At 57.9% G+C, this 22,017-nt stretch carries 11 protein-coding genes and 1 pseudogene; all 12 read left to right on the top strand.

What is annotated here, in order from left to right; translation table 11 throughout:
• Positions 1 to 30: 30 nt before the first annotated feature.
• Entirely contained in the window at positions 31 to 705 is a 675-nt protein-coding gene (locus tag ACYCUK_RS15400; RefSeq protein ID WP_461595581.1) for a hypothetical protein, read from the top strand.
• Positions 706 to 942: 237 nt separating this feature from the next.
• Positions 943 to 1,401: a hypothetical protein gene (locus ACYCUK_RS15395; RefSeq protein WP_461595580.1), complete on the top strand. Its 459-nt coding sequence runs from the start codon at positions 943 to 945 to the stop codon at positions 1,399 to 1,401.
• Positions 1,402 to 1,689: 288 nt separating this feature from the next.
• Positions 1,690 to 3,378 carry a ShlB/FhaC/HecB family hemolysin secretion/activation protein gene (locus ACYCUK_RS15390; RefSeq protein ID WP_461595579.1) on the top strand — a complete coding sequence of 563 codons (1,689 nt, stop codon included), beginning with the start codon at positions 1,690 to 1,692 and terminating at the stop codon, positions 3,376 to 3,378.
• A gap of 11 nt (positions 3,379 to 3,389) precedes the next feature.
• On the top strand, positions 3,390 to 6,848 hold the full coding sequence (locus tag ACYCUK_RS15385) for a two-partner secretion domain-containing protein (protein ID WP_461595578.1): 3,459 nt from the start codon (positions 3,390 to 3,392) through the stop codon (positions 6,846 to 6,848).
• 15 nt (positions 6,849 to 6,863) lie between these two features.
• Entirely contained in the window at positions 6,864 to 6,992 is a 129-nt protein-coding gene (locus tag ACYCUK_RS15380) for a hypothetical protein (protein ID WP_461595577.1), read from the top strand.
• 368 nt (positions 6,993 to 7,360) lie between these two features.
• Positions 7,361 to 8,740 (top strand): hypothetical protein, encoded by a 1,380-nt coding sequence (locus ACYCUK_RS15375; RefSeq protein ID WP_461595576.1) that lies wholly within the window; start codon positions 7,361 to 7,363, stop codon positions 8,738 to 8,740.
• A gap of 248 nt (positions 8,741 to 8,988) precedes the next feature.
• Positions 8,989 to 9,801, top strand: a complete 813-nt coding sequence (locus tag ACYCUK_RS15370) for a class I SAM-dependent methyltransferase (protein ID WP_461595575.1) — start codon at positions 8,989 to 8,991, stop codon at positions 9,799 to 9,801.
• A gap of 123 nt (positions 9,802 to 9,924) precedes the next feature.
• Positions 9,925 to 10,266 (top strand): HU family DNA-binding protein, encoded by a 342-nt coding sequence (locus ACYCUK_RS15365; RefSeq protein WP_461595574.1) that lies wholly within the window; start codon positions 9,925 to 9,927, stop codon positions 10,264 to 10,266.
• Between the two features lie 806 nt (positions 10,267 to 11,072).
• A pseudogene (locus ACYCUK_RS15360) lies at positions 11,073 to 13,258 on the top strand (type I secretion system permease/ATPase).
• A gap of 2 nt (positions 13,259 to 13,260) precedes the next feature.
• On the top strand, positions 13,261 to 14,694 hold the full coding sequence (locus tag ACYCUK_RS15355; RefSeq protein WP_461595573.1) for an HlyD family type I secretion periplasmic adaptor subunit: 1,434 nt from the start codon (positions 13,261 to 13,263) through the stop codon (positions 14,692 to 14,694).
• Between the two features lie 66 nt (positions 14,695 to 14,760).
• Positions 14,761 to 16,065, top strand: a complete 1,305-nt coding sequence (locus tag ACYCUK_RS15350; protein ID WP_461595572.1) for a WD40 repeat domain-containing protein — start codon at positions 14,761 to 14,763, stop codon at positions 16,063 to 16,065.
• Between the two features lie 33 nt (positions 16,066 to 16,098).
• Positions 16,099 to 22,017 (top strand): beta strand repeat-containing protein (locus ACYCUK_RS15345; protein WP_461595571.1); only part of this gene is annotated, 5,919 nt, incomplete at its 3' end.

The raw sequence follows: 22,017 nt of genomic DNA, 5'->3' as shown, positions 1-22,017 counted from the left end.
GCAACTTGCTGTCACCAATCGGGAGGCACGATGATCAAAGCATCGCTGCTTGTTTTGGCTGCTATCGCGGTGTTCTTTGCCGAGACCTCCCTGGCCCAGGAGCATCCCACAGTGGAACGCCCGGACCTCAAAGTGGGCGATTCGTGGACCTATCAGAAGATCAATAACTGGCGCGGTATTGTGCGCGGTATTGTGCAGGATAAATACACGCTAGAGGTCTCCGCGACTTCCGGCACGGAAATTCATCTCGCAAGAAAGTCCGAAACGTCCGGCGCAGTCGCCACCGTGACGGAGACACCGGATCTGAACACCATCCGTGGCATCTCTTTCACCACGGGTGCTGCTATTCAATTTTCTCCTGACACAGAAACCTTCGCCTTCCCTCTTCGTGTCGGTAAAACCTGGAAGGCGAAAGCGGATTACGCAACGGGCGATCACGTTGGTTCTTACACGCTCACGACAAAAGTGGTTGGATGGGAAACAGTGAAAGTTCAGGCGGGTGAGTTCACTGCTCTGAAAATAACTCAGGACGGTTACTATAAATCGACCATGGGCACCATGAGCGGATCAGGGAGGATGCAAGAAACCTTCTGGTATGCGCCCGCAGTCGATGGTGTGGTTAAAGTCATGTACAAGGATACCAACTGGGCTGGCCAGCCTTACAACAGATTTAGCGCTGAGCTTCTGACTTACAAGATCAATTAGCGCCGTGGATTTTCGAACCGATGCGGCGGCTACGCGAACTGGATACGTCGATGAAGACGAGCGACCGGCGCTTGCTGAATAACTGACTTCCATCGCCGCCAGTTCGAGCAACGCCCAATATAAATCACTGTGGAATATAAGCTCGGCCACGCTGGTTAATTCCACGTTAAACGTTGGACTGTAATGGGTGCAACCGCCCAATGAGAAATCAGCGCCCGTTCACATGAGAGGATGGAAATGAATAAGCGTAATATGGCAGGGATCATGTTCATGGCGATATTTATTTCTGCGTGCACATCAGGTCCACCTCAGAAGCTACAAACGGAAGATACAAGGGCGTGCGCCAAAAACTTTACCACTGAGGGAAATTTTTTCTCTGGCAGAATTTTTAAAACAAATCAATTCGTCAGTGGTGTTAGTAAGAATGTGGCCATGGATAAAATTGCTCAAAGTATCGCCAAAGAAGGTGGCGTGTCTATCACGAACATTAATAAAGAGATTGGAGTTATTAGCGCAAGCGTAACGAACGCATCATTGGGGGAGAACAGGACAACCCCACTCTCAATTATATTTGAACCCAATAAAAACGGCGTTAATATATACTTGTCTTTTTCTGTTTCTGGTGGACAGACCACTTCCGGCGATGAAATAAAAAATGACTTTTGCGGATTACTTTCGTCTGTTTCTAAAAAGTAAGTGCCTTTTTTAGGGATTCTCTGGATAAGTCAGCCCTATGACGGGCTGGCGTGGTGCATTGGCGACATGAAACAGATCAGCCTTGGCAGTACGGGGTTCGAGGGCTCGAACAAGCGGACACGCAAACGCGAGTTCCTGGCCGCTGTTTCAGTAGTTTGCCGGATTGGACGTGGGCACTGGGCGGCTGCCTGACGAGTCGACCAGTTAGGGCGTGCCGGGCCTCATAAAGGCCCGTATCAAGGGGGATTCGTGATCATGCATCGCGGAAGACAAGCTCGGCCATGCGGGTTGGGGCTGGTAGTTTGGGTTGTTGCACTGGGCGGACTCTTCGTTCCGGCCGCCAGGGCCGCTTCACCGCTACCTGGCCCCGCCAACCCCGGCCGCATCGAGCAGCGTTTCAAGCCGCAGCCCGTCCCGAAGGCCGCGCCGGAGATCACCATTCCCGGCCCCGAGGCGCCGATGCCGCCGGCCGAGGCCCTGAAGATCCACTTCACCCTGAGCGCCGTCATCCTCGACGGCAGCACCGTCTACAAGCCGGCCGACCTCACGCCCCTCTACGCCAGCCTGATCGGCAAGGAAATCTCGCTCGCGGAGGTGTTCGCCCTGCGCGACGCCCTCACCGCCAAATACCGACGCGACGGCTACATCCTTTCGCAAGTGATCGTGCCGCCGCAGAAGGTCACCGGCGGCGTGGTTCATCTGCGGGCCGTCGAGGGCTATGTCGCCAACGTGAGCATTCAGGGCGATGCCCGCGATTCGCGCGGCCTCATCGCCGCCATGGCCGAGCGCATCAAGGCCAGCCGCCCGCTCACGGAGACCGTGCTGGAGCGCTACGTACTCCTGATGCAGGACCTGCCCGGCACCTCGGTGCGCACCGTCCTGCGTCCAGCGGCGAACCGGCCCGGCGCAGCCGACCTCGACCTCGTGGTGACGCACCGGACCGTCACCGGCTATGCCGAGGTCGACAACCACGGCTCCAAGGCCATCGGCCCGCTCCAGGCGCTCGTGGGCATCAACCTCAACTCCTTGTTCGGCCGCGACGAACAGACCGCCCTCCAGTTGGCGACCGTCAACCCGGTGCACGAGTTGCTGTACGCCGCGCTCCAGCACGACGAGGTCCTCACGCCGGAGGGCACGCGTCTCCTACTCTCGGCGACCTACAGCCATTCCGAGCCGGGCGGTGCCCTGGTCGGCCTCAATCCGCTCGGCAACAGCCTGATCCTGCGCGCGGGCGTGGACTACCCGGTCATTCGCTCGCTCGCCCGCACGCTGCGGGTCGGCGCTGCGTTCACGGCACTCGACAACCGCGTCGAACTCCTCGGAACTCAATTCTCCAACGACAAGGTGCGCTACCTCTCGTTGACCACGAGCTACGACGCCGCTGACACCCTGCTCGGCGACAGCCGCCCAGCGAGCACCCTGATGCGCGCCGAGTTGAGCCAGGGGCTGGACATCCTCGGCGCCACCCGCACCGGTTCGCCCAATCTCAGCCGGGCCAACGGCCACAGCGACTTCACCCGGCTCTATGCCGAACTCACCCGCACCCAGACGCTCGCCGGTCGCTTCGGACTGGCACTCGCGGCGGCAGCGCAGGTCGCCGCAGCGCCGCTGCTCTCGGCCGAGCAGTTCGGCCTCGGCGGCAACCGCTTCGGCCGCGGCTACGAGCCCTCCGAAATCCTCGGCGACAACGGCCTTGCCGGCTCGATCGAGGCCCGCTATGACCTCCCCGCTGGCAATACCCTGCTCACCAGTCCGCAGGTCTATGTTTTCTACGACGTCGGCAAGGTCTGGAACATTGCCCCCGCAGCCGGTCAGCCCCAAAGCCAGTCACTCGCCTCGGCTGGTCTCGGCCTGCGGTTCGGCCTGTTCCGCCAGCTCTCGGCAGACATCGAGCTGGCGAAGCCGCTCACCCGCGACATCGCCTCTCGCGGCAACCGGAACATCCGGCCGCTGTTCAGCATCCTCGCCAGCTTCTAAGGGGGTTTCCCATGGCACACCCACCCTTCCGCCCTGCTGCCCATCACACCTTACGGGCCCTGATGGCGAACCTTTTCGGGACGACCGCGCTGACGCTCATTCCGACGCTCGCCCACGCCAACCCTCAAGGTGGCCAGGTGGCCGCCGGCTCGGCGAGCATCGCGCAGCCCAGCCCCAGCCACGTGGCAATCACCCAGACGAGCGAAAAAGCCGTCATCAACTGGCATTCCTTCAGCATTGGCGCCAACGAGCAGACCTCCTTCGCCCAGCCCAACGCCCAGGCGATCGTCCTCAACCGCGTGGTCGGCGTCGACCCGTCGAAGATCATGGGTGCGCTCAAGGCGAACGGCCAGGTGTGGCTGGTGAACCCCAACGGCATCGCGTTCGGCAAGACCGCCCAGGTGGACGTGGCGGGGCTGCTCGCCACCACGCTCGACATCAGCGACCGCAACTTCATGGCGGGAAACTACAAGTTCAGCGGCCGCGGGAACGCCGGCGCGATGGTGGCGAACGCCGGGCACATCACGGTGAGCGACGCCGGCCTTGCCGCCCTGGTCGCTCCAGGGGTGGAGAACTCCGGGGTCATCATGGCCCGTCTCGGGAAGATCCAGCTCGCCTCGGCGGCCGGGTTCACGGTCGACCTCAATGGCGACGGCACCTTCAATTTTCTGCTCGACAAGCAGGCCACGCGGCAGATCGTTCGCGCTGACGGTACGGCTCCATTGGCCGCCATCACCAACACCGGCAGCCTGATTGCCGACGGCGGCACCATCCTCCTGACCGCCGACGCCGCCAAGTCGGTGGTCGATCACGCCATCGACATGGCGGGCTATGCGCTGGCCCGCAGCGCCAACCTGCGTGGTGGGACCATCGTGCTTGATGGTAGTGCGGCAGGAACGGTGCGGGTCTCGGGCACCCTCGATGCCTCGGGTCAGGGGCCAGGGCAGAGCGGCGGCACGATCAAGGTGCTGGGCGGCATGCAGAATGGCACGGTGGCTGTGTCCGGCACGCTGGATGCCAGCGCTCTAAATGGAGGCAACGGCGGCTTCATTGAAACCAGTGCCGCGCATGTCACGGTGGCGAACACAGCGAGAGTGACCACCGCCGCGCCCAATGGCAAGACCGGCACCTGGCTCATCGATCCGCACGACTACACCATTGCCTCGACCGGCGGCGACATCACGGGGGCCGCGCTCTCCACGCAGCTTGCCAGCACCAATGTCACCCTCATCAGCAGCAGTGGCGCCAGCGGCGTCAACGGCGACATCAACGTCAACGATGCAGTCAACTGGAGCGCGAATACGCTCACCCTGACCGCCGCCAATAACATCAACGTCAACGCCGTGATGGCGGCAAGTGGCAACGCTTCGCTGGCGCTGAATCCGACTACCGCAAATGGCGCGGATGCCGCTGTAGGCACTGGCACGCTGGTGATGGGCAGAAACTCCAGCGGCAACTTCACTGGTCGGGTTGATTTCAGCGGCATTGGCACGCTTTCCATCAACGGTACGCCGTATATCGTGATCAACAGTCTGGGTGTGGCGGGAGATACCGGCACCACCACCTTGCAGGGCATGCAAAACAATCTCACCGGTCAATATGTCTTGGGCAGCAACATCGACGCCACGGTAACCAGCGGCTGGAACGCGGGGGCCGGCTTTGTGCCAATCGGTGGGAGCGGTGTCAACTTTCGGGGCGTATTCGACGGTCTGGGCCACACCATCAGCAATCTTTATATCCACACCAGCCTCGGGTATGCAGGCCTGTTTGGGCAGGTTGGGGTGACCGCGCTCGGTGTTTTCGGGTCGGTGGGCCGGACTGGTATGGTCAGGAATGTGGGGATGATTGGCGGTAGCGTGACGGATACAACCGCCGGCGCCCCTGTCGGTGGGCTGATCGGGGAAGAGGCATATGGCACGATCAAAAACACCTATACAACCGGGACGGTGAGTGGCACCGGCAATAGCTTTATCGGCGGACTGATCGGGTTCGACGCATTCGGCACGATCAGCAATTCCTATGCGACCGGGGCGGTAAGCGGTGTCGGCAATAACGCCATCGTCGGCGGGCTGGTGGGTGGAGTATACGGCGCGCTCAGTAATTCCTATGCTACCGGGGCGGTGAGTAGCAGCGGCAATAGCAAAGTCGGCGGCCTAGCGGGTTGGAACAATGGTGGCACGATCAGTCATGCGTACGCCACGGGATTTGTGACAGGAGGAGGGGCAGCAAGCGATGGGAGCGGCGGAAGTACCGTTGGAGGCTTGGTTGCAGCGAACGATGGAGCTATATCAAAATCCTATGCGTCCGGAAACGTAAGCGGTGGCGGCAATGGAGGTGGCCTCGTTGGTATCAACAATACTACCGGATCGATTAGCCAATCGTACGCAACAGGTTCCGTAAGCGGAAATAGTTTCTATGGATATGGTGGGCTCATCGGCACAAATGAAGGTTCTATCACAAACTCATATGCAACCGGCTCGGTTTCCGGAACATTTTCAAGTGCTTCTGTCGGCGGCCTGGTCGGCGCCAATTACCTCACAATTTCAGAATCTATTTCAACGGGGCGAGTGACCGGAAGCGGATTTATAGTCGGTGGGTTTCTGGGATATAACTCCAGCGCTGGAGTCGTATCAAATTCGTTTTGGGACAACCAGACCTCCGGCCAGTCCACCAGCGCTGGTGGCTCCAGCCTGACCACCGCACAGCTCAAGGGCAGCCTGCCCTCTGGGTTCGGTCCGACCGTCTGGGCGCTCAACAGCGCGGTCAACAATGGCTATCCTTCTTTGCAATGGCAGGTGGCTTCTACACCAACTCCGACACCCGCACCGACACCTACGCCAGCGCCTACCCCAACTCCGACGCCAATTCCAGCGCCTACTCCAACGCCTGCTCCTATCCTGACGCCAGCTCCAGCTCCAGCTCCAACACCTACGCCAGCACCGGTTCCAGCACCAGGCAGCGGATCAGTGACGCCAGCACCAACACCAACACCACCTGAGGCGAATAGCAGCTCGATTACGATCAATATGCAGCCTATTCCGCCGCAGGAACAACAGGCTCTGAATCAGGTGCAGAACCAAACGGCCGGTGTGGGCGTAGTAGCTGACGTCGGATTGGAGGTGGGACAGGAATTCGCCCTCGGAATTGGAGATGTACTCGGTGAAGCGGCAGCTCGTTTTTCCACCGCCGCCAATGGAATCATTACCATTCTGATCGGTGGTGGTGAGGTCGCAGCACAAATCGGTGCCAATACGATAAGTGTGACGCGCGCGCCCAACGGATATTTTGAGAGCTACGTTGAACTTTTTGCGCCTGACCTTAGCACTATGCCTCTCTCCAAAGTTGTCGATGAAACCCGCAAATACATTCAATCGACCACTGATGTACCCGTAACACCTCAGGCAGTGAAAACAGTTCTACTATATTATGCTCGGGCCAACAACATTACGCTTTACAAAAATGGTAACTAAACAGGGAGTGGCCATATGGAAAATTTTGAAGTCAAATATAGAATCGGCTCTGAAATTAAGAGCACGGCAATCACCGCATCCGACGAGTCGCTGCCGGTCACGCCTTCCGTTCCTCGTATCCGGGCATATCAACTGACGACGTAATCAGTGTCAAAAACCTAAACAGATACGCGACCAAATATGGTGAGGCCAATTTCGTCACAACCGCCCTGATTATTCTCATCGGCCGCGCGCTTGGAATCATTGGCTGGTGACCTATGCTTGGAGCAATTGCACGAGCAGCGCAAGCAAGTGGTGCGGCTGCACAAGAAAATCATCAAAATCATGCAGATCGTGGCGATGGCAGGGTTGAGCTATCCTTAAACTGAGGCCCACCAGGAGGTGTAGGGACCCGTTAGCTCAGCGAAACCCTGACCGACCAAGAACTCTTACCTTGGAGTGCTGAGAAGCTGGTCGGATCACAAAGAATTTGGATGATCGTACAAAAAACAAGCGCAAAGGAGAAAGTAACTATGAAAATCGCAGCGGGGATCGCCGGTATTCTGCTTGGCCTACTCTCCCTCATGTATGTAGGTATCTTCGGCAGTATGGTCGGCTCGGCCGCCGGTTGGCTGGGATCGATTCCCTTTCAAGGCAATAACCTTGGTCCTTGGGCCGAGATGGTTTCGATGCTTTCGTGGTTAGCGCCACTCGTCACGATCGTAGGCGGAATAGTCACTTTTTCCAATCCACGCGTTGGTGGAATCATTCTCGGCGTAGGCGCGTTCCTTCACTGGAATCTCCTTGGGCTCGGGCAGGCGGGAAAGCTGTTCGTTTTTCCGATTGGGGCCATAGCCGCTCTTGCGCTTTTCGCCAGATCTTCAACTCGGATCGCTATCAATGTAGGGGCCAACCAGACTTTTGCTGAACCTGGTAGCCCTAGCAATACCGCCGGACCAAGTTTCGATCGAGCCAAATGGAATGCGCTGGTCCAGTACGATCAAGACATTTCCTCGCTGGCCGAAAAGCTGCAACCCCTCGGAACAAAGTGGGTAGACCAGTTGGCATCGTCTTATCTGGCTCTAAACGACAAAAAATACCTTCCTGACATAGAGCGGAAAATTGTTGCGGCTGCGAGGGTGGAGGCGGAAGAGAACAAGCGGGAGAGAATTGTTGCGGAAGAACAGCGAAAAGCACAAACTGAACTGTGGCGAAATCGTGGCCGGACAACTAGGAAATTTGCCCAACTAACGTGGGGAACACAGACTCGCCGAATTGTAACGCTTAGCGGAGCCGTATTACTTTTGGCGATCGTCGTTTCGCTGCATTTTCTCATGCAGCCTGCAAAAGTGGACGCAAGTATCGTCTGGTCGGCGAAATTTTCAGATTCGAGTCCCTGCCCTGATATAACGTGTCTCGTTGGACAGATGGAGCAACATCATGCGACTAAGATGGCCGTGGATTTCGCCCGTGAACTGACTGCCGCGAAAGGCGTGCCAACATGGGTCGCTAAATTCTATAAGTTTGGGCCCGTCGATATGGTTGCATATGACTGCCTACCACCTGCATGTGAATATCATGGTGGCTTTGCACTCGTTAATGGGTCACCTCGCATCGTGCTCGATACTTCGGAGTTGGTGATGCTTCGGTACAACCCTGAAGTGCAGCAGTGGCTATCCAGAAACGGCGGCTTCTTGACGCGCTATTATGGTTTTGAACGTGAATTTCAACTGCAGGATGGCACCCAACGCTTCGTGTTTGTAAATACAATTTCTCAGTGCGAAGCTTGCCAGCCATCGGCGGCGGTGGAGTTTGCATTCGACTTTAATAATTCCGGCAAGCTTATCAGCAAGAGCGTGTTGGATGTTTTGCCGAAGACGCCGTCCGGACTGGCATGGCCGCCGGGGCACTAATTCCTTGTGCAAATAACAGAACAGACGCGATCCCGAGATGCACTCCACCAAGAACCAACCAATGGCACTTCAATGGGATGAACGCCCCCTCCCTGCAACACCTGCGGACAAGTTCATGCCAAAGTAGCCGTGCCAGCGGGCGCATCGATCGGGGGATATGGATAACATGTTCCTGTGTCGCCATTGACCGCGAATCAGCCATGATCTTCTTGCTCGTTTATTCTATTAAAATTTAAGGTTTCTACGCAATGTTTGGTCCAAGCTATAAAGATGACGACATGGTGGAAGTTTGCGGCCGGAAATTCCACGGCTTCGCACGCGCAGAAATACACCCTGTTATTTCTTCTCTGATCTGTGAACACCCCAGAGGCAAGGTTCTTGATTTTCCAGCCGGCGCAGGGGCACTTGCATGGAAACTGCATAATGAAGGATTCGAGGTGGTCTCTGCCGACAAGGTTATCGGCAATTTCGAAAACCCGGAGTTGCAAATCATAGAAGCCGATCTTAATCAGATATTTCCATTTGATGATAACAGTTTCGACCACGCATGCTTTGTTGAGGGCCCAGAGCATGTTGAGAACGTATACCACTGTTTTCGAGAATTTTCGCGTGTATTAAAACCGGGCGGCCGTCTTTTTTTAAGCATGCCAAATTACTCCAATCTACAGAATCGTTTGCGTGATCTCATGTATGGCGCATCGGAACCGATGGTTGGCTTTGACGCCTTAAACCATGACTACGACGACAGCAACCGCTATATGATACACATCAATAGGCTTAGCTACCCTATGCTGCGTATGGCTCTCGAATTTGCTGGATTTCAAGTAATTGATATACGAAAAGACAAAACAAAGAAGAAACAGCGACTTCTTTGGCCTCTAGCTGCACTTATTTATGGCCTCACGAAAGCACGTGGCGAGCGCGGCAGAAACAAGTACTGGCTGCACGAAAATAATTCTCCCAACGTTTTAATGGGCGGTAACACAATAATACTTTGCGCAGAAAAACGTGCAGTGCACTTGAAACCGCCATCCATAACCCCCGCTTCCAAGAAAACTTGAGTCGAGAATCGCCAGCACGTCACAACAACGGCTCGACGTTCTCAATTCTGCTATTCGATTGATGCTACCCACCTATTGCCGTTCCGGGTGAGTGTCGAGGAAACCCACCCCTTCTCGCCAATCATGCTCCGCTCCGAACTGATCGACCGCCTGGCTGAACGCCACCCTCACCTTGCACGCAAGGATGCCGAGGAAAGCGTCGAGGTCATTCTGGAGGCCATCATGCAGGCCGTGGCCGAGGGCAAGCGCGTGGAGATTCGCAACTTCGGAGCATTCAGCGCCTCCGAACGCAAGGCACGCATGGTGCGCAACCCCAGGACTGGCGAAGTGTTCACGCGGTCGGCAACGCGGCTTCCAAAGATTCAGGGCTGGCAAGCCGCTCCAAGCGCTCGACCCGATGCAAACGACCACCGATCCACGTCCCACGAGGCGGTGATCGGACGTTTTATTTTGTTTCACCCATAAGTTGACTTGATTTGCGGAGTGGCTGCGGCGCCAGGTCTTCCGTACATTACAGAGCCACCCATTGCGATCCAAGTAGTCCATCAAGCTGCGGGCTTGATGGACTGGGGAGGACTATGCGCTATGCATTGTTCATGGCTTGTCTGGCTGGGCGGCTGCCACCAACACACCGGCAGCCTACTGCTGGCCCGACACGGCCCGCTCCAATCTCATCATGCCGCCCGAGCCGGCCGGCGCACAGCCCCGGTTCCTTTGCCCCTTGGGGGGGCCTGGTGGCGTCCGGATGGCTGAGGTTCGAGCGCTATCGCCCGGCACCAATCATCGGCTAGCTGGGCTCTACCTTGGCTGGCTTCCAGGCAAATATCCTGCAAGATCCGGGTTCGTGTGCTGAGACGAACGTCGCATCCAGGTCAGAGACATTCCCCAAGGCAACACCGGAAATTGCTTTGGCGCGACAGGTATTGGAGCGTGTTTTGATCCTGCTTGCCACGCTTCGTCTCTCCAGCGTGAATGAAGCTCAAGCGACGCGCCATGAATTTACACATCGACATATCTGGCTGATTGGTTCTGGATGAACTGACGTTTGTTGTCCATATACTGCCGCCAAGCATTCCAATTCGTTGGTGTGGAGAGTGTCCGCCAACAAACCTGCATTCCGCGCACGAAGAGGCGCCAGAAAGCCTGATCCATCCAGGGGGTCTATGCATCTGCATCTTGCATTGCAGTTCAGCTTCTTGCGCCACGCCTGCGCCTGTCGATCAGGACGATCGTCCGCATGGCGGGTCAGGCATCTGAAGGCGTAGCGGTCCATGCACGCCGTGGAGAATCAGGCCCCACCGGCCAGCCTGCCGCCGCCCCAGGCCGGGGCTGAGGGGCGCTGTTCGGATCCGGACCCCGATCCGGACCCTGGGCTGGCCGGGCTGATCCTGATCGCCCAGTTCCACAACATTCCCGCCGACGCTGCCTCCATCCGCCATCAGGCCGGGCGGCCAGCCGGTGTGTTGTCCACCACGGACCTGCTGCTGGCGGCCAAGTCGCTGGGTCTCAAGGCCCGCCTCGTGCGCCTGAGTCCGGAGCGGCTGGAGCACACCCCCTTGCCCTGCCTGGCGTTGCAGGACGACGGCCACCATGTCGTGCTGGCCCGGGTCGACGCCGCCAAGGCCTTGATCCACGATCCCGCCACGGGGCAGAACCAGATCCTCACGCGCGAGCAGCTCCACGCCCGCTGGGGCGGCCAGGCCATCCTGTTCACCTCCCGCGCGTCGCTCGCCGGAGAACTGGCGCGCTTCGACTTCTCCTGGTTCATCCCCGCCGTGGTCAAGTACCGCCGCCTGCTGCTCGAAGTGTTTGGCATCTCCCTCGTGCTGCAACTCTTCGCATTGCTGACCCCGCTGTTCTTCCAGGTCGTGTCGACAAGGTGCTGGTCAACGGCGCCCAGTCCACGCTGATGGTCATCGGCATCGCCTTCGCCGCCAGTTCCATCTTCGAGGTGGTCTTGAGCGGACTGCGCACCTATGTGTTCTCCCACACCACCAACCGCATCGACGTCGAACTGGGCGCCAGGCTGTTTCGCCACCTGCTGAGCCTGCCCTTGCCCTACTTCGGCGCGCGCCGCGTGGGGGACACCGTGGCGCGCGTGCGCGAGTTGGAGAGCATCCGCAACTTCCTCACCGGCCAGACCCTCACCTCGGTGATCGACGTGCTGTTCTCCGGTGTGTTCCTCGCCGTCATGCTGCTGTATAGCTGGCAGCTCACGCTGCTGGTGGCGCTGTCCCTGCCGCTGTATGTGCTCATCTCGGCCCTGCTGGTGCCGCCCCTGCGCACCCGCCTGAACGAGAAGTTCGCCCGCGGCGCCGACAACCAATCCTTCCTGGTCGAGACGGTCTCCGGCATCGAGACCATCAAGTCCATGGCCGTGGAACCCCAGTTCACCCACCACTGGGACAAGCAGCTCGCCAGCTATGTGACGGCGGGATTCCGCGTCACGACCCTGGCCAACCTGGGCCAGCAGCTCATCCAGCTCATCGGCAAGCTGGTCAACGTGGGCATCCTGTGGTGGGGCGCCCAGCTCGTCATCGCGGGCAAGCTCTCGGTTGGGGAACTCGTGGCCTTCAACATGCTCGCCGGCCGGGTGTCGGCACCGATCCTGCGCCTGGCGCAGCTCTGGCAGGACTTCCAGCAGGTGGGCATCTCCATGCAGCGCCTGGGCGACATTCTCAACACCCGCACCGAGCTGGCGCAGAATCGCCAGGCGCTGCCGCAGGTGCACGGCAAGATCGCGTTCGAGAACGTCAGCTTTCGCTACACGCCCGACGGGCCGCCGGTCCTCAATGGCATCAACCTGGAGATCGCCCCCGGCGAGATCATCGGCATCGTCGGGCGCTCCGGGTCGGGCAAGAGCACGCTGACCAAGCTGCTGCAGCGCCTGTATCTGGCCGAGTCCGGACGCATCCGCATCGACGACATCGACCTGGGGCTGGCCGACCCCGCCTGGCTGCGCCGCCAGGTCGGCGTGGTGCTGCAAGAAAATCTGCTGTTCAACCGCAGCATCCGCGACAACATCGCCCTGACCCAGCCCGCGGTCAGCCTGGACGCCGTCATCCAGGCCGCCAAGCTCGCCGGCGCCCACGACTTCATCGGCGAACTGCCCGAGGGCTATGACACCCGGGTGGGCGAGCACGGCGCCAACCTCTCCGGCGGCCAACGCCAGCGCATCGCCATCGCCCGCGCCCTGGTGAGCAACCCGCGCATCCTGATCTTCGACGAAGCCACCAGTGCGCTGGACTACGAGTCCGAACGCATCATCCAGGACAATATGCGCGCCATCTGCCAGGGACGCACCGTCATCATCATCGCCCACCGTCTGTCGGCCGTGCGTGTGGCGCACCGCATCGTGGCGATGGACAAAGGCCGCATCATCGAGGCTGGCTCCCATGCCGACCTGCTGGGCCAGGATGGCTATTACGCCGGCATGGTCCGGATGCAGGCGGCTTGACCATGCCACAACGTCCACGCCCGCTGCGCTGGCTCGCCTTCCAGGACCTGCTGCGCCGCTACACGCAGGTGTTCCGCGCCTCCTGGCAAATGCGCCACGAACTCAGCGGGCCGCAGCGCCACGCCCATGAACTGGCCTTCCTGCCGGCGCATCTGGAACTGGTCGAAACACCCGTGCATCCCGCGCCGAAATGGACGGCGCGCCTGATCGTGCTGTTCGCCGCGCTCACGGTGCTGTGGGCCATCGTCGGCAACATCAACGTCGTCACCACCGCCCAGGGCAAGCTGGTGCCCGAGGGCCAGGTCAAGGTGGTCCAATCCATGGACACCGGCACGGTGTACAGCATCCTGGTGCGCGACGGTCAACAGGTTCGCGCTGGCCAGCCGCTGATCGAACTCGACGCCACCCAGGCCGGCGCCGATCTCGACAAGGCCCGCGCCGCACTCCAGGACGCGGAGCTGACGGCTGCACGGGCTCAAGCCCTGCTGGCAGCGCAAAACACGCAACGCCCCCCAAACGTCGTGGCCGTCACCGGAGCCAGTGTGGAGGACCAGAGCGAGAGCCGGCACCTGGCCGACGCCCAGTACGCCGAGTTGCAGGAGAAACTCGCCGCCCAGCAGGCCGAACTGCTGCACCGGCAAGACGAATGGCTCTCCACCCAGCAGGTCATCGCCAAGCTGCAGCAAACGGCCCCGCTGGCCGCGCAGGTGGCGCAGTCCTACGCCGCGCTCGTCAAGAACAACTTCGTGGCCCGACAGGACTATCTGCAAAAGGAGCAGGACAGCATCAACCAGACTGGAGAGCTGGCGGCGCAGCGCAGCCAGGCGCTGGCCCTGCAGGCTGCTGTCACCCAGCAGCAGCGCGACATCTCCACCACGGTGGCGCAGTTCCGCCGCGAGCAGCTCGACCAGTTGAACAAGGCCCAGGAGCAGGAACAACAGGCCCGTCAGAATCTGGCCAAGGCGCAGCAGCGTGCCACCCGCCTGGTGTTGCGCGCCCCCGTGAGCGGCACGGTGCAACAGCTTTCCATCTTCACCGTGGGCGGCGTGGTCAGCCAGGCCAAGCCGCTGATGGAGATCGTGCCGGACGACACCCTGGAGGTGGAGGCCAAGGTGTCGAACAAGGACATCGGCTTCGTGCGCGCCGGGCAAAACGCGGCGGTCAAGCTGGAGACCTTCTCCTTCACCCGCTACGGCGATCTGCACGGCACGGTGCGTCTGGTGTCCAACGACGCCGAGACCACCAAGAAGCAGACCCTGGTGTTCCCGGTGCGCATCCACCTCGACGCCAACCGCATGTGGGTGGATGGCCACTGGGTCCAGCTTTCTCCTGGCATGGCCGTGACGGTGGACATCAAGACCGGGCGGCGCAGTGTGGCCGATTATTTTCTCAGTCCGTTGATGAAAACGGCGGAGGAGAGTTTGCATGAACGGTAATTGTGTCAAGCCGTCAACGCCCACCTACGCCCGCTCGGGTCTGTTTTCTTATCGAGGAGAGTTCGGATGTTGAGTGAACTAAAGGGTTTTTCGCGATGGATTGGCGCCCCGTTACGGCTTTTCCTCGTCGCAGGACTGTCATTGGTGTTGCTTCACCAACGAGGTGCATTCGCCTTCGACCTTGGCGAAACTGGGGCCTTGCTCGGCATTCAGCCCGGCGGCAAGATGCTCAGGCCTTATGCGGTGATCCCCGAAACATTCGCGCCCACGTCTGTGGCCCTCAGCCCCGATGGCAAATTTGTGGCCGACGTGGGTATGTATGCCCCTATCGTGCATGTCTGGGACATCCAAACCAAAGCGCTGGTGCGCACGCTGTCAGGGGGAGGTCCCAACGCGGATCGTCACGCCATCGCTTGGAGCCCGGACGGACGCTATCTGGCTGTTTGTGACGGCCCCAACCCCAGTTCAACATTCGTCACCATCTGGAATACGGCAACCTGGAACACGGTTGCGCAATTGAAACCTGGCGTCAGTTGGACGGGATCGTGCATTTCTCCAACATTTAACGCCAATAGCACTCTTTTTGCTTACAGCGATGGAGAAGGAGATGCCTTCATTTACTCGACAAGCACGTGGACGCAAACGCATGCAACGCGCTACGGATACGCGCAGGTCAAAGATGAATTGTTCAAGCAGCATTTAATTCCTACAACATTGATTGGCGAACAAATCGCCTTCATTCCACATCAACCAAAATTGGCAATCGGCGTCAATGGCCTTTTTAGTGATAATGGAGATAACACACTCGCGAAGATCCGGATTCAGGATTTTGTGAGCACCAATAGGATCATCGTATGGAATTTGAATGGGCAGCCACCGGACATTGAGCACACGATAATTGACCCCCATAAAGTTTTATTAATTTATGGCAAACAACCTCTGCTGCCACCAAATCCAGATTACCCTGGAGCTCCGAGAAGTCGTGCCGATCCTGTGATCGATGCCATCGGGTTCGCCCCAGATGGCAAAACATTCGCGACCGGAACGGAATCGGGCGATGTGAAAATCTGGAATTTGAACCCCTTTGATCTGATCGCCTTTCCGCTCCACGGAACGATCCCCATGCGAGGGGAAATCAGAACCGTGCTATTCACCGCCGATGGGGGACATCTGCTCGCGTCAAAAGAGGGCAGCGGATACCCCAATGTTCTTGGAAAAATCGTTGTCATCGAAGCAAAAACTGGCGCAGTTGAAGAAACACTGCCCGTTGCCAATTACGGCGGCTTGGCCTACAGCGGGAAAACTAGCCTCGTCGCCATCGGGAGCCATTCCTTGGGCGGCTATCGTATCTTGATTTGGAAATTTCGTTGAATCGAATTTTTACAGAAATCCAGGAGAATTATCATGGCGGTCAATCAAGCTGAAACACTGATTTCCCCCGAATCACTCCAAGCGGCGGAGTTGATTTCCAATGTGGCTTACGGATCGACTGGATTTGCAGCCGATGCAAATCTCACGCAAGATCTCGCCAACCTCACTGCGGCCGGCTGGACTGAAATGGCGGCGCCCACCGACACCGCCAACAACTATGCCGGCGTTGCGTTTTATAAGATCATCCAGGTCAACGGGATCAATACGCTTCAGGTTATCATTGGGAATCGGGGCACTGATTCTATTGGCGACATTCTCATCAGGGATGCTGAAATAGCGGCAGGAGGGCGGCCCGCAAGTGATGCGCAAGCCTCGGAATATTACCAGCAAATCATCGGAATAGCCCAAAAAATTGCAACGGCGAATGGAAATATCGCCGTTTCTGTGTTGGAAACTGGACACTCGCTTGGAGGTCAGGAGGCAGATTTTGTTGCATCGACTACGCAAAAAGTCCCGACAGCAGCCATTACTTTTGATGCGCCAGGGCAGAGCATAATCGATGCTTTGACAGCAACCTTCAAAAATGCCTTCAATATTTACAATCAAGGTGATCTTGTTCATTTGGCTGGCGGGCCATACGTTGGTGGTTCGGCGGAAATCAATGCTGAAGTCGTCTCAAACGCTTCGGCATTTGATCAAGGCGCTGTTGTAGGCGCGGGTTTTGCTGAGCTTGGCATGCTCGTTGGAGGTATCGCGGGTGTGGGCGCTGCTGGACTCTACACAAATCATTCGCTAACCGACATCAGCAACTTTCTGGCAGCTCATCCTGCACTTGGAGGAATCAATTTTGATCTGTATCCACCTGATCTGTTGAACCAGCAAATTGTCGATAAACTCGTCGCCATCACGCCTGCAGATTTTTATGCCATGTCGGCGACGCAAAAGGCGGCTCTCTATACCAGCGTCTTCAATACAAGTTCTACATCATCCTCGGGTAACGGATCGTCTTCATCCCCACCGCAAGAGACGTTTACAGCGACCGCACCGTCAGCGAACAGCCAAACATTAACGGGAAGTATGGGAGACATGATCGTTCAAACGGTGTCAGGCTCGACTGCCACGAGTAACGATAGCAACGGCTACAGCATCACGCAAACTTATGACGCCACAACCGGCGCACTGACCAGCGACACCTGGAAGAACGCAGCCAACGGCACTAACGGTACTGACACCTACAACGCCGACGGCTCTTCCAAAGGCAAAGTCACCTATGCCGACGGCAATTACGCCACGACCATCGACGACGGCCAGGGCAACATCACCACCGACTACTACACCAAAGATAATGTAGAAATACGCCAGACTTGGGTGCATTCGGATGGGTCATCAGGTACGGTCAATCTGTTTGGAGATGGCGTCACGCTGATCCCGGGGGGTGGTACTTATGACGTTCCGACATCGGCGTCCATGATTTTGCAGAACCCGGACGGAAGCTACACCGCAACGGGTTGGAACGATAAGAACGCATCCACCACGACCAACTTTGCCGCCAATGGCAGTCAGACGTCTCAGTCCACCGGCAGCGGGACAGGGGTCAACGATTTGACTGTCACAAGCAGCAAAACCGGCTATATCGCAGGGGAGGAGGTCACCTACAACGACAACGCCTCAGGTACCGTTGTTGGTGATTCCTGGTATGCCGCCAATCCGGATGGCAGTGTCAATCCGAATGGTGTGTATTTGGACTGGGCCCAAGCGACTGCCACTAGCGGAACGACCACTGACAATGCAAGCGGCATCGTCTTCAAGACGGCCACGGCACTTGACGGCAGCCTCTATCGCGATACGCATGAGCTGCAAGGCGATACGGTCAGCCATCTCACCTCGAACGGCACGCTGCTCTCGGACAACTGGACCATGACCGATGGTTCGAACACCACACCTTCGGTGACGGGCAGCGACACCTTCAACGCCGATGGCTCCGGCAAGGGATCCTTCAGCGACACACGCGATGGCACGGCTGGCACCGTCACCCTCAACGGCCAGGGCGACATCGTGGTGGTCAACACGAACGCCAGCGGCACGGTCACCAGTGAAGACACCTGGAACGGCAGCACGGACACCTACACAGTCGCCACGCTCAATGGCAGTGGTGCCACGCTGAGTTCGTATGACTACCTGGCCAACGGCAACGTCATCGCCACTGATTATGCGTCCAATGGGAACATCGCCGATCAACAAACCGTGGCTGCGGGATTGGTCGTCAACCCCGACGGATCGAGCTTCAGCAAGGTCGCCAATGCCAACGGCAGCTACACCGTCTACTATCAAAACGCCTCGGGTGACACCACGGCGTATCAGTACAGCGCCAGCGGACAGCTCACCGGCAGCTACCACACGACCAGCTACGACTATCAGCATGCGGACTGGACTGGCACCCTCGCCAATGGATCGACCTGGACGGGCACGCTCAACGACTACACGCCCACCTTCACGGATGCCCAGGGCAATGCCTGGACGTGGTATCTCAATGCCGCGGGCGTCGAGACCGGCGCTGACTACGTCAACGCCGCCCTGGGCACGCATGGCTACATCACCTACGGCGCCAACGGCGCTGCCTATGAGGTCGACTACGCAGCGAATGGGACTTACACGACCATCAGCCAGGACGGGCAAGGGGATCTGACCGACACCTTCTTCGACGCCAGTGGCACCGAGACGGGGGATTCCTGGAAGACCGCCAATGGCGCGCACGGCGGCGACACCTACAACGCCGATGGCTCCAGCAGTGGCACGTCCTATAACGCCGACGGCAGCTACGGCAGCTACACCGACGACGGCAAGGGCGACATGGCCTCGGCGGAGTACTCGGCTGCAGGCGTCATGCTGAGCGAAGTCTGGACCAACGCGAATGGCACCTCCGGCAACGCAACCTTCAATGCCGATGGCTCCACCGCGACCACGAACTACAACGCCGACGGCAGCTACACCGTCACCAACAACGACGGCAAGGGCGACATCTTTCAAACGGATTACACGGCAACGGGTGTGAAAACGAGCGACGCCTGGCAGAAGGCCAACGGCACCAAGGGAAGCGATACCTTCTTTGCACCGGGATCTGTCTACAACCTGCTGGCCGAAGGGCAGACCACCAACCCGGATGGCAGTTCCAGCCAGTACCAGACCATCCTCAACAGCAGCAACCTCGTCGAGACCGACACCACCTTCTACGCCTCGGGCGGTGTCGTCAGTGGCACGAGCAAGAGCGTCAACAACGGCAACGGCACGGCCACGGTCAACAGCTATTCGGCCAGCGGGACGCTGACCGAGACGATGACCGACACCTTGAGTAGCGCCGGCGCCGTCACGAGCGACACCTGGACCAAAGCCGATGGCAGTTCAGGCAGCGACACCTTCCATGCCGACGGATCGAGCAGCGGCACCACGATCAACACGGATGGCAGCACCAGCGCCTATGCGAACGACGGCCAGGGCGACATCACGACCGACAGCTACAAGGCCAGTGGCGTGCTCTCGGCGGTGGCCTGGAGCAGCGGTGACCCGTATGTGACCACGACCTCGTCGACCAATGCCGCCGGTTCGGTCACGACGACGAGCACCAATGCCCAGGATCATTCCAGCATCCTGACGACCACCAACACCGACGGCAGTTCGGTCAAGGCCATCAGCGACGGCAAGGGCGACACGACGACGGACAACTATTCGGCTTCGAACGTTCTGACCAGCGACTCCTGGACGCAAGCCAACGGCACCTCCGGCAGTGATGCCTACAACGCCGACGGCAGTTCCAGCAGTACGGTCAACGACGGCCAGGGAGACTCGACCACGGACAACTACTCCGCCAATGGCGTGCTGATGAGCGATAGCTGGAGCAAGGCCGATGGCAGCCACGGGTCGGATACCTACAACACCAATGGCTCCAGCAGCAGCACAAGTTACAACGCCGATGGCAGTTACACGACCACGAGCGATGATGGTCAAGGCGACGTCACCACCGATCGCTATTCCAGCAGCGGCACCCTGCAGAGCGACTCGTGGATCAAAGCAGACGGAACCATCGGTACAGACACCTACAACGCCAACGGATCTGTGGCAAGCTCAACTTCCTACAACCCGACACAAAAGACGCTCAATCCATTTTTGAGCGGCAACACGAGCGGGGTGCAAGTGCAAAACACAGATAACCAATATGGCAATGTGATTGCCGACACGTGGACCGCGCCGGACGGCACCTATGGTGCAGATTCCTATCAAAGTCGTGTATTCGGAAACATCTGGCCCAGACCCATCAATTACGGCACAGGCATCAAATACAACAGCAATGGAAGCTACAGCTCCTACCAAATCAATCAATCCCAGGGCACGCTTTGGATTGGAAATTACACCACGGGAGGGGCCCTTCAATCGGACATCTATGAAAATAACATTGGATTCTCAGGAGCAGTTTTTAATTATGGTTGGGATACTTATCATGCAGACGGCTCAGTAACCGGATTCGAGCGCAATCAATATGAATCTGTTACGTACACCTACGATGGCAAGGGCGGTTATAATTATACGCTGTATAGCGCAAGCGGCATAAAAATCGCTGATGCGTGGCAGTCCGATCATGGAGGCATTGGACTCGATGTATACAATCAAGGCGGCGTAAACTATAGCGTTGCGGTCGCAAGCAACGGCGCCATCACGAGCAACCTCATTGGTCAAGTAAGCACGCCAATAGGGCAATATGCCGACTATCAGCCTCCTGGATCCAATCAAGAATTTCAGGTTGGTGGGGGAACGACTGGGGCGTCCCCCGCGATTTCATTTGTCGACCGGACAAGTGGACAGCAAATTACAATAGAACCTGATCTAAGTGGGATCGCTAGCACGAATGATTTTAATTTCAATAACATGCCTGATCCCAATAATCCCAATGCAGGAGGGGATCTTACTTTTTTTCCGTCCGATTACACGACTGGAAGTCAATATCTTTTCCTGAATCCTGCGCTTGTAGCAGGTAGCGGCAATAGTATAAATTTGACACCTGGTTCCAGCGACGTTTATGCCGCGCCGTGGGGTGATACATGGACCAGTAGCAATGGAGCACACGGCGTTGATTATTTTACCAACCCATCGAGTTACACCGATTTATTTTATGGCGGGCAAACGTCTTTTTATCTGAGCCCCGGCTTGTGGGGTGATGCGCACATTTATTACGCAGCCGATGGCAGCGAAATCAAAACATCCGTTGATGATCTCTCGAATGTGAACACAGTCTTCTTAGCTGCAAATGGATCAGCCATTGGCGGCCTGAGCGTCAATGCAAACGGAGAAATCATAAACATGACGAGCGGCGCATTCAATGAGGTCGAATATTATGCTGACGGTAGTAACAGCGTTTATGTCAGCGACGGTAGCGGCAATGTAACAGCCACCTATTCCAATGTGACTGGCATCAACAATACAACTAATACAGTCATTGAATACTGGAGTCAATCCGATGGCTCCTGGGGCAACAATATTTCATATTTGTTTGGTGGCCAAACCCATATATCAAATACCGCACACAACCCAGACGGTAGCTCTTCAATCAAAAATTACGTGGGCGGCGTTCTTAGTAGTGATTCGTGGACCGATGCCAGTGGAAACTCCGGTACCGACACCTACAGCGCCGGCATCCTTGCCAGTGACTTCTGGAAGGATGCCAACGGCTCCTCAGGCTCCGACACTTACAACAGCACCGGGGTATTGACTTGGTCGCACTGGACCAACGCCAGCGGTAGTGGAGGCAGCAATTTTTATAGCAGCGCCGGCACGCTGACCGAGACGACCTGGACCAACGCTGACGGCAGTTTCGGCAGCACCACCTACAACGCCGATGGCAGCTACGCGACCTCTGCGACCACCGCCACGGGCAACACCTCCACCGACAACTACACCGCCGCC

It is taken from the genome of Thiomonas sp. (assembly GCF_054608695.1).
Note: the sequence above shows the minus strand (reverse complement) of the source record. Positions and strands in the feature narration are given on the sequence as shown.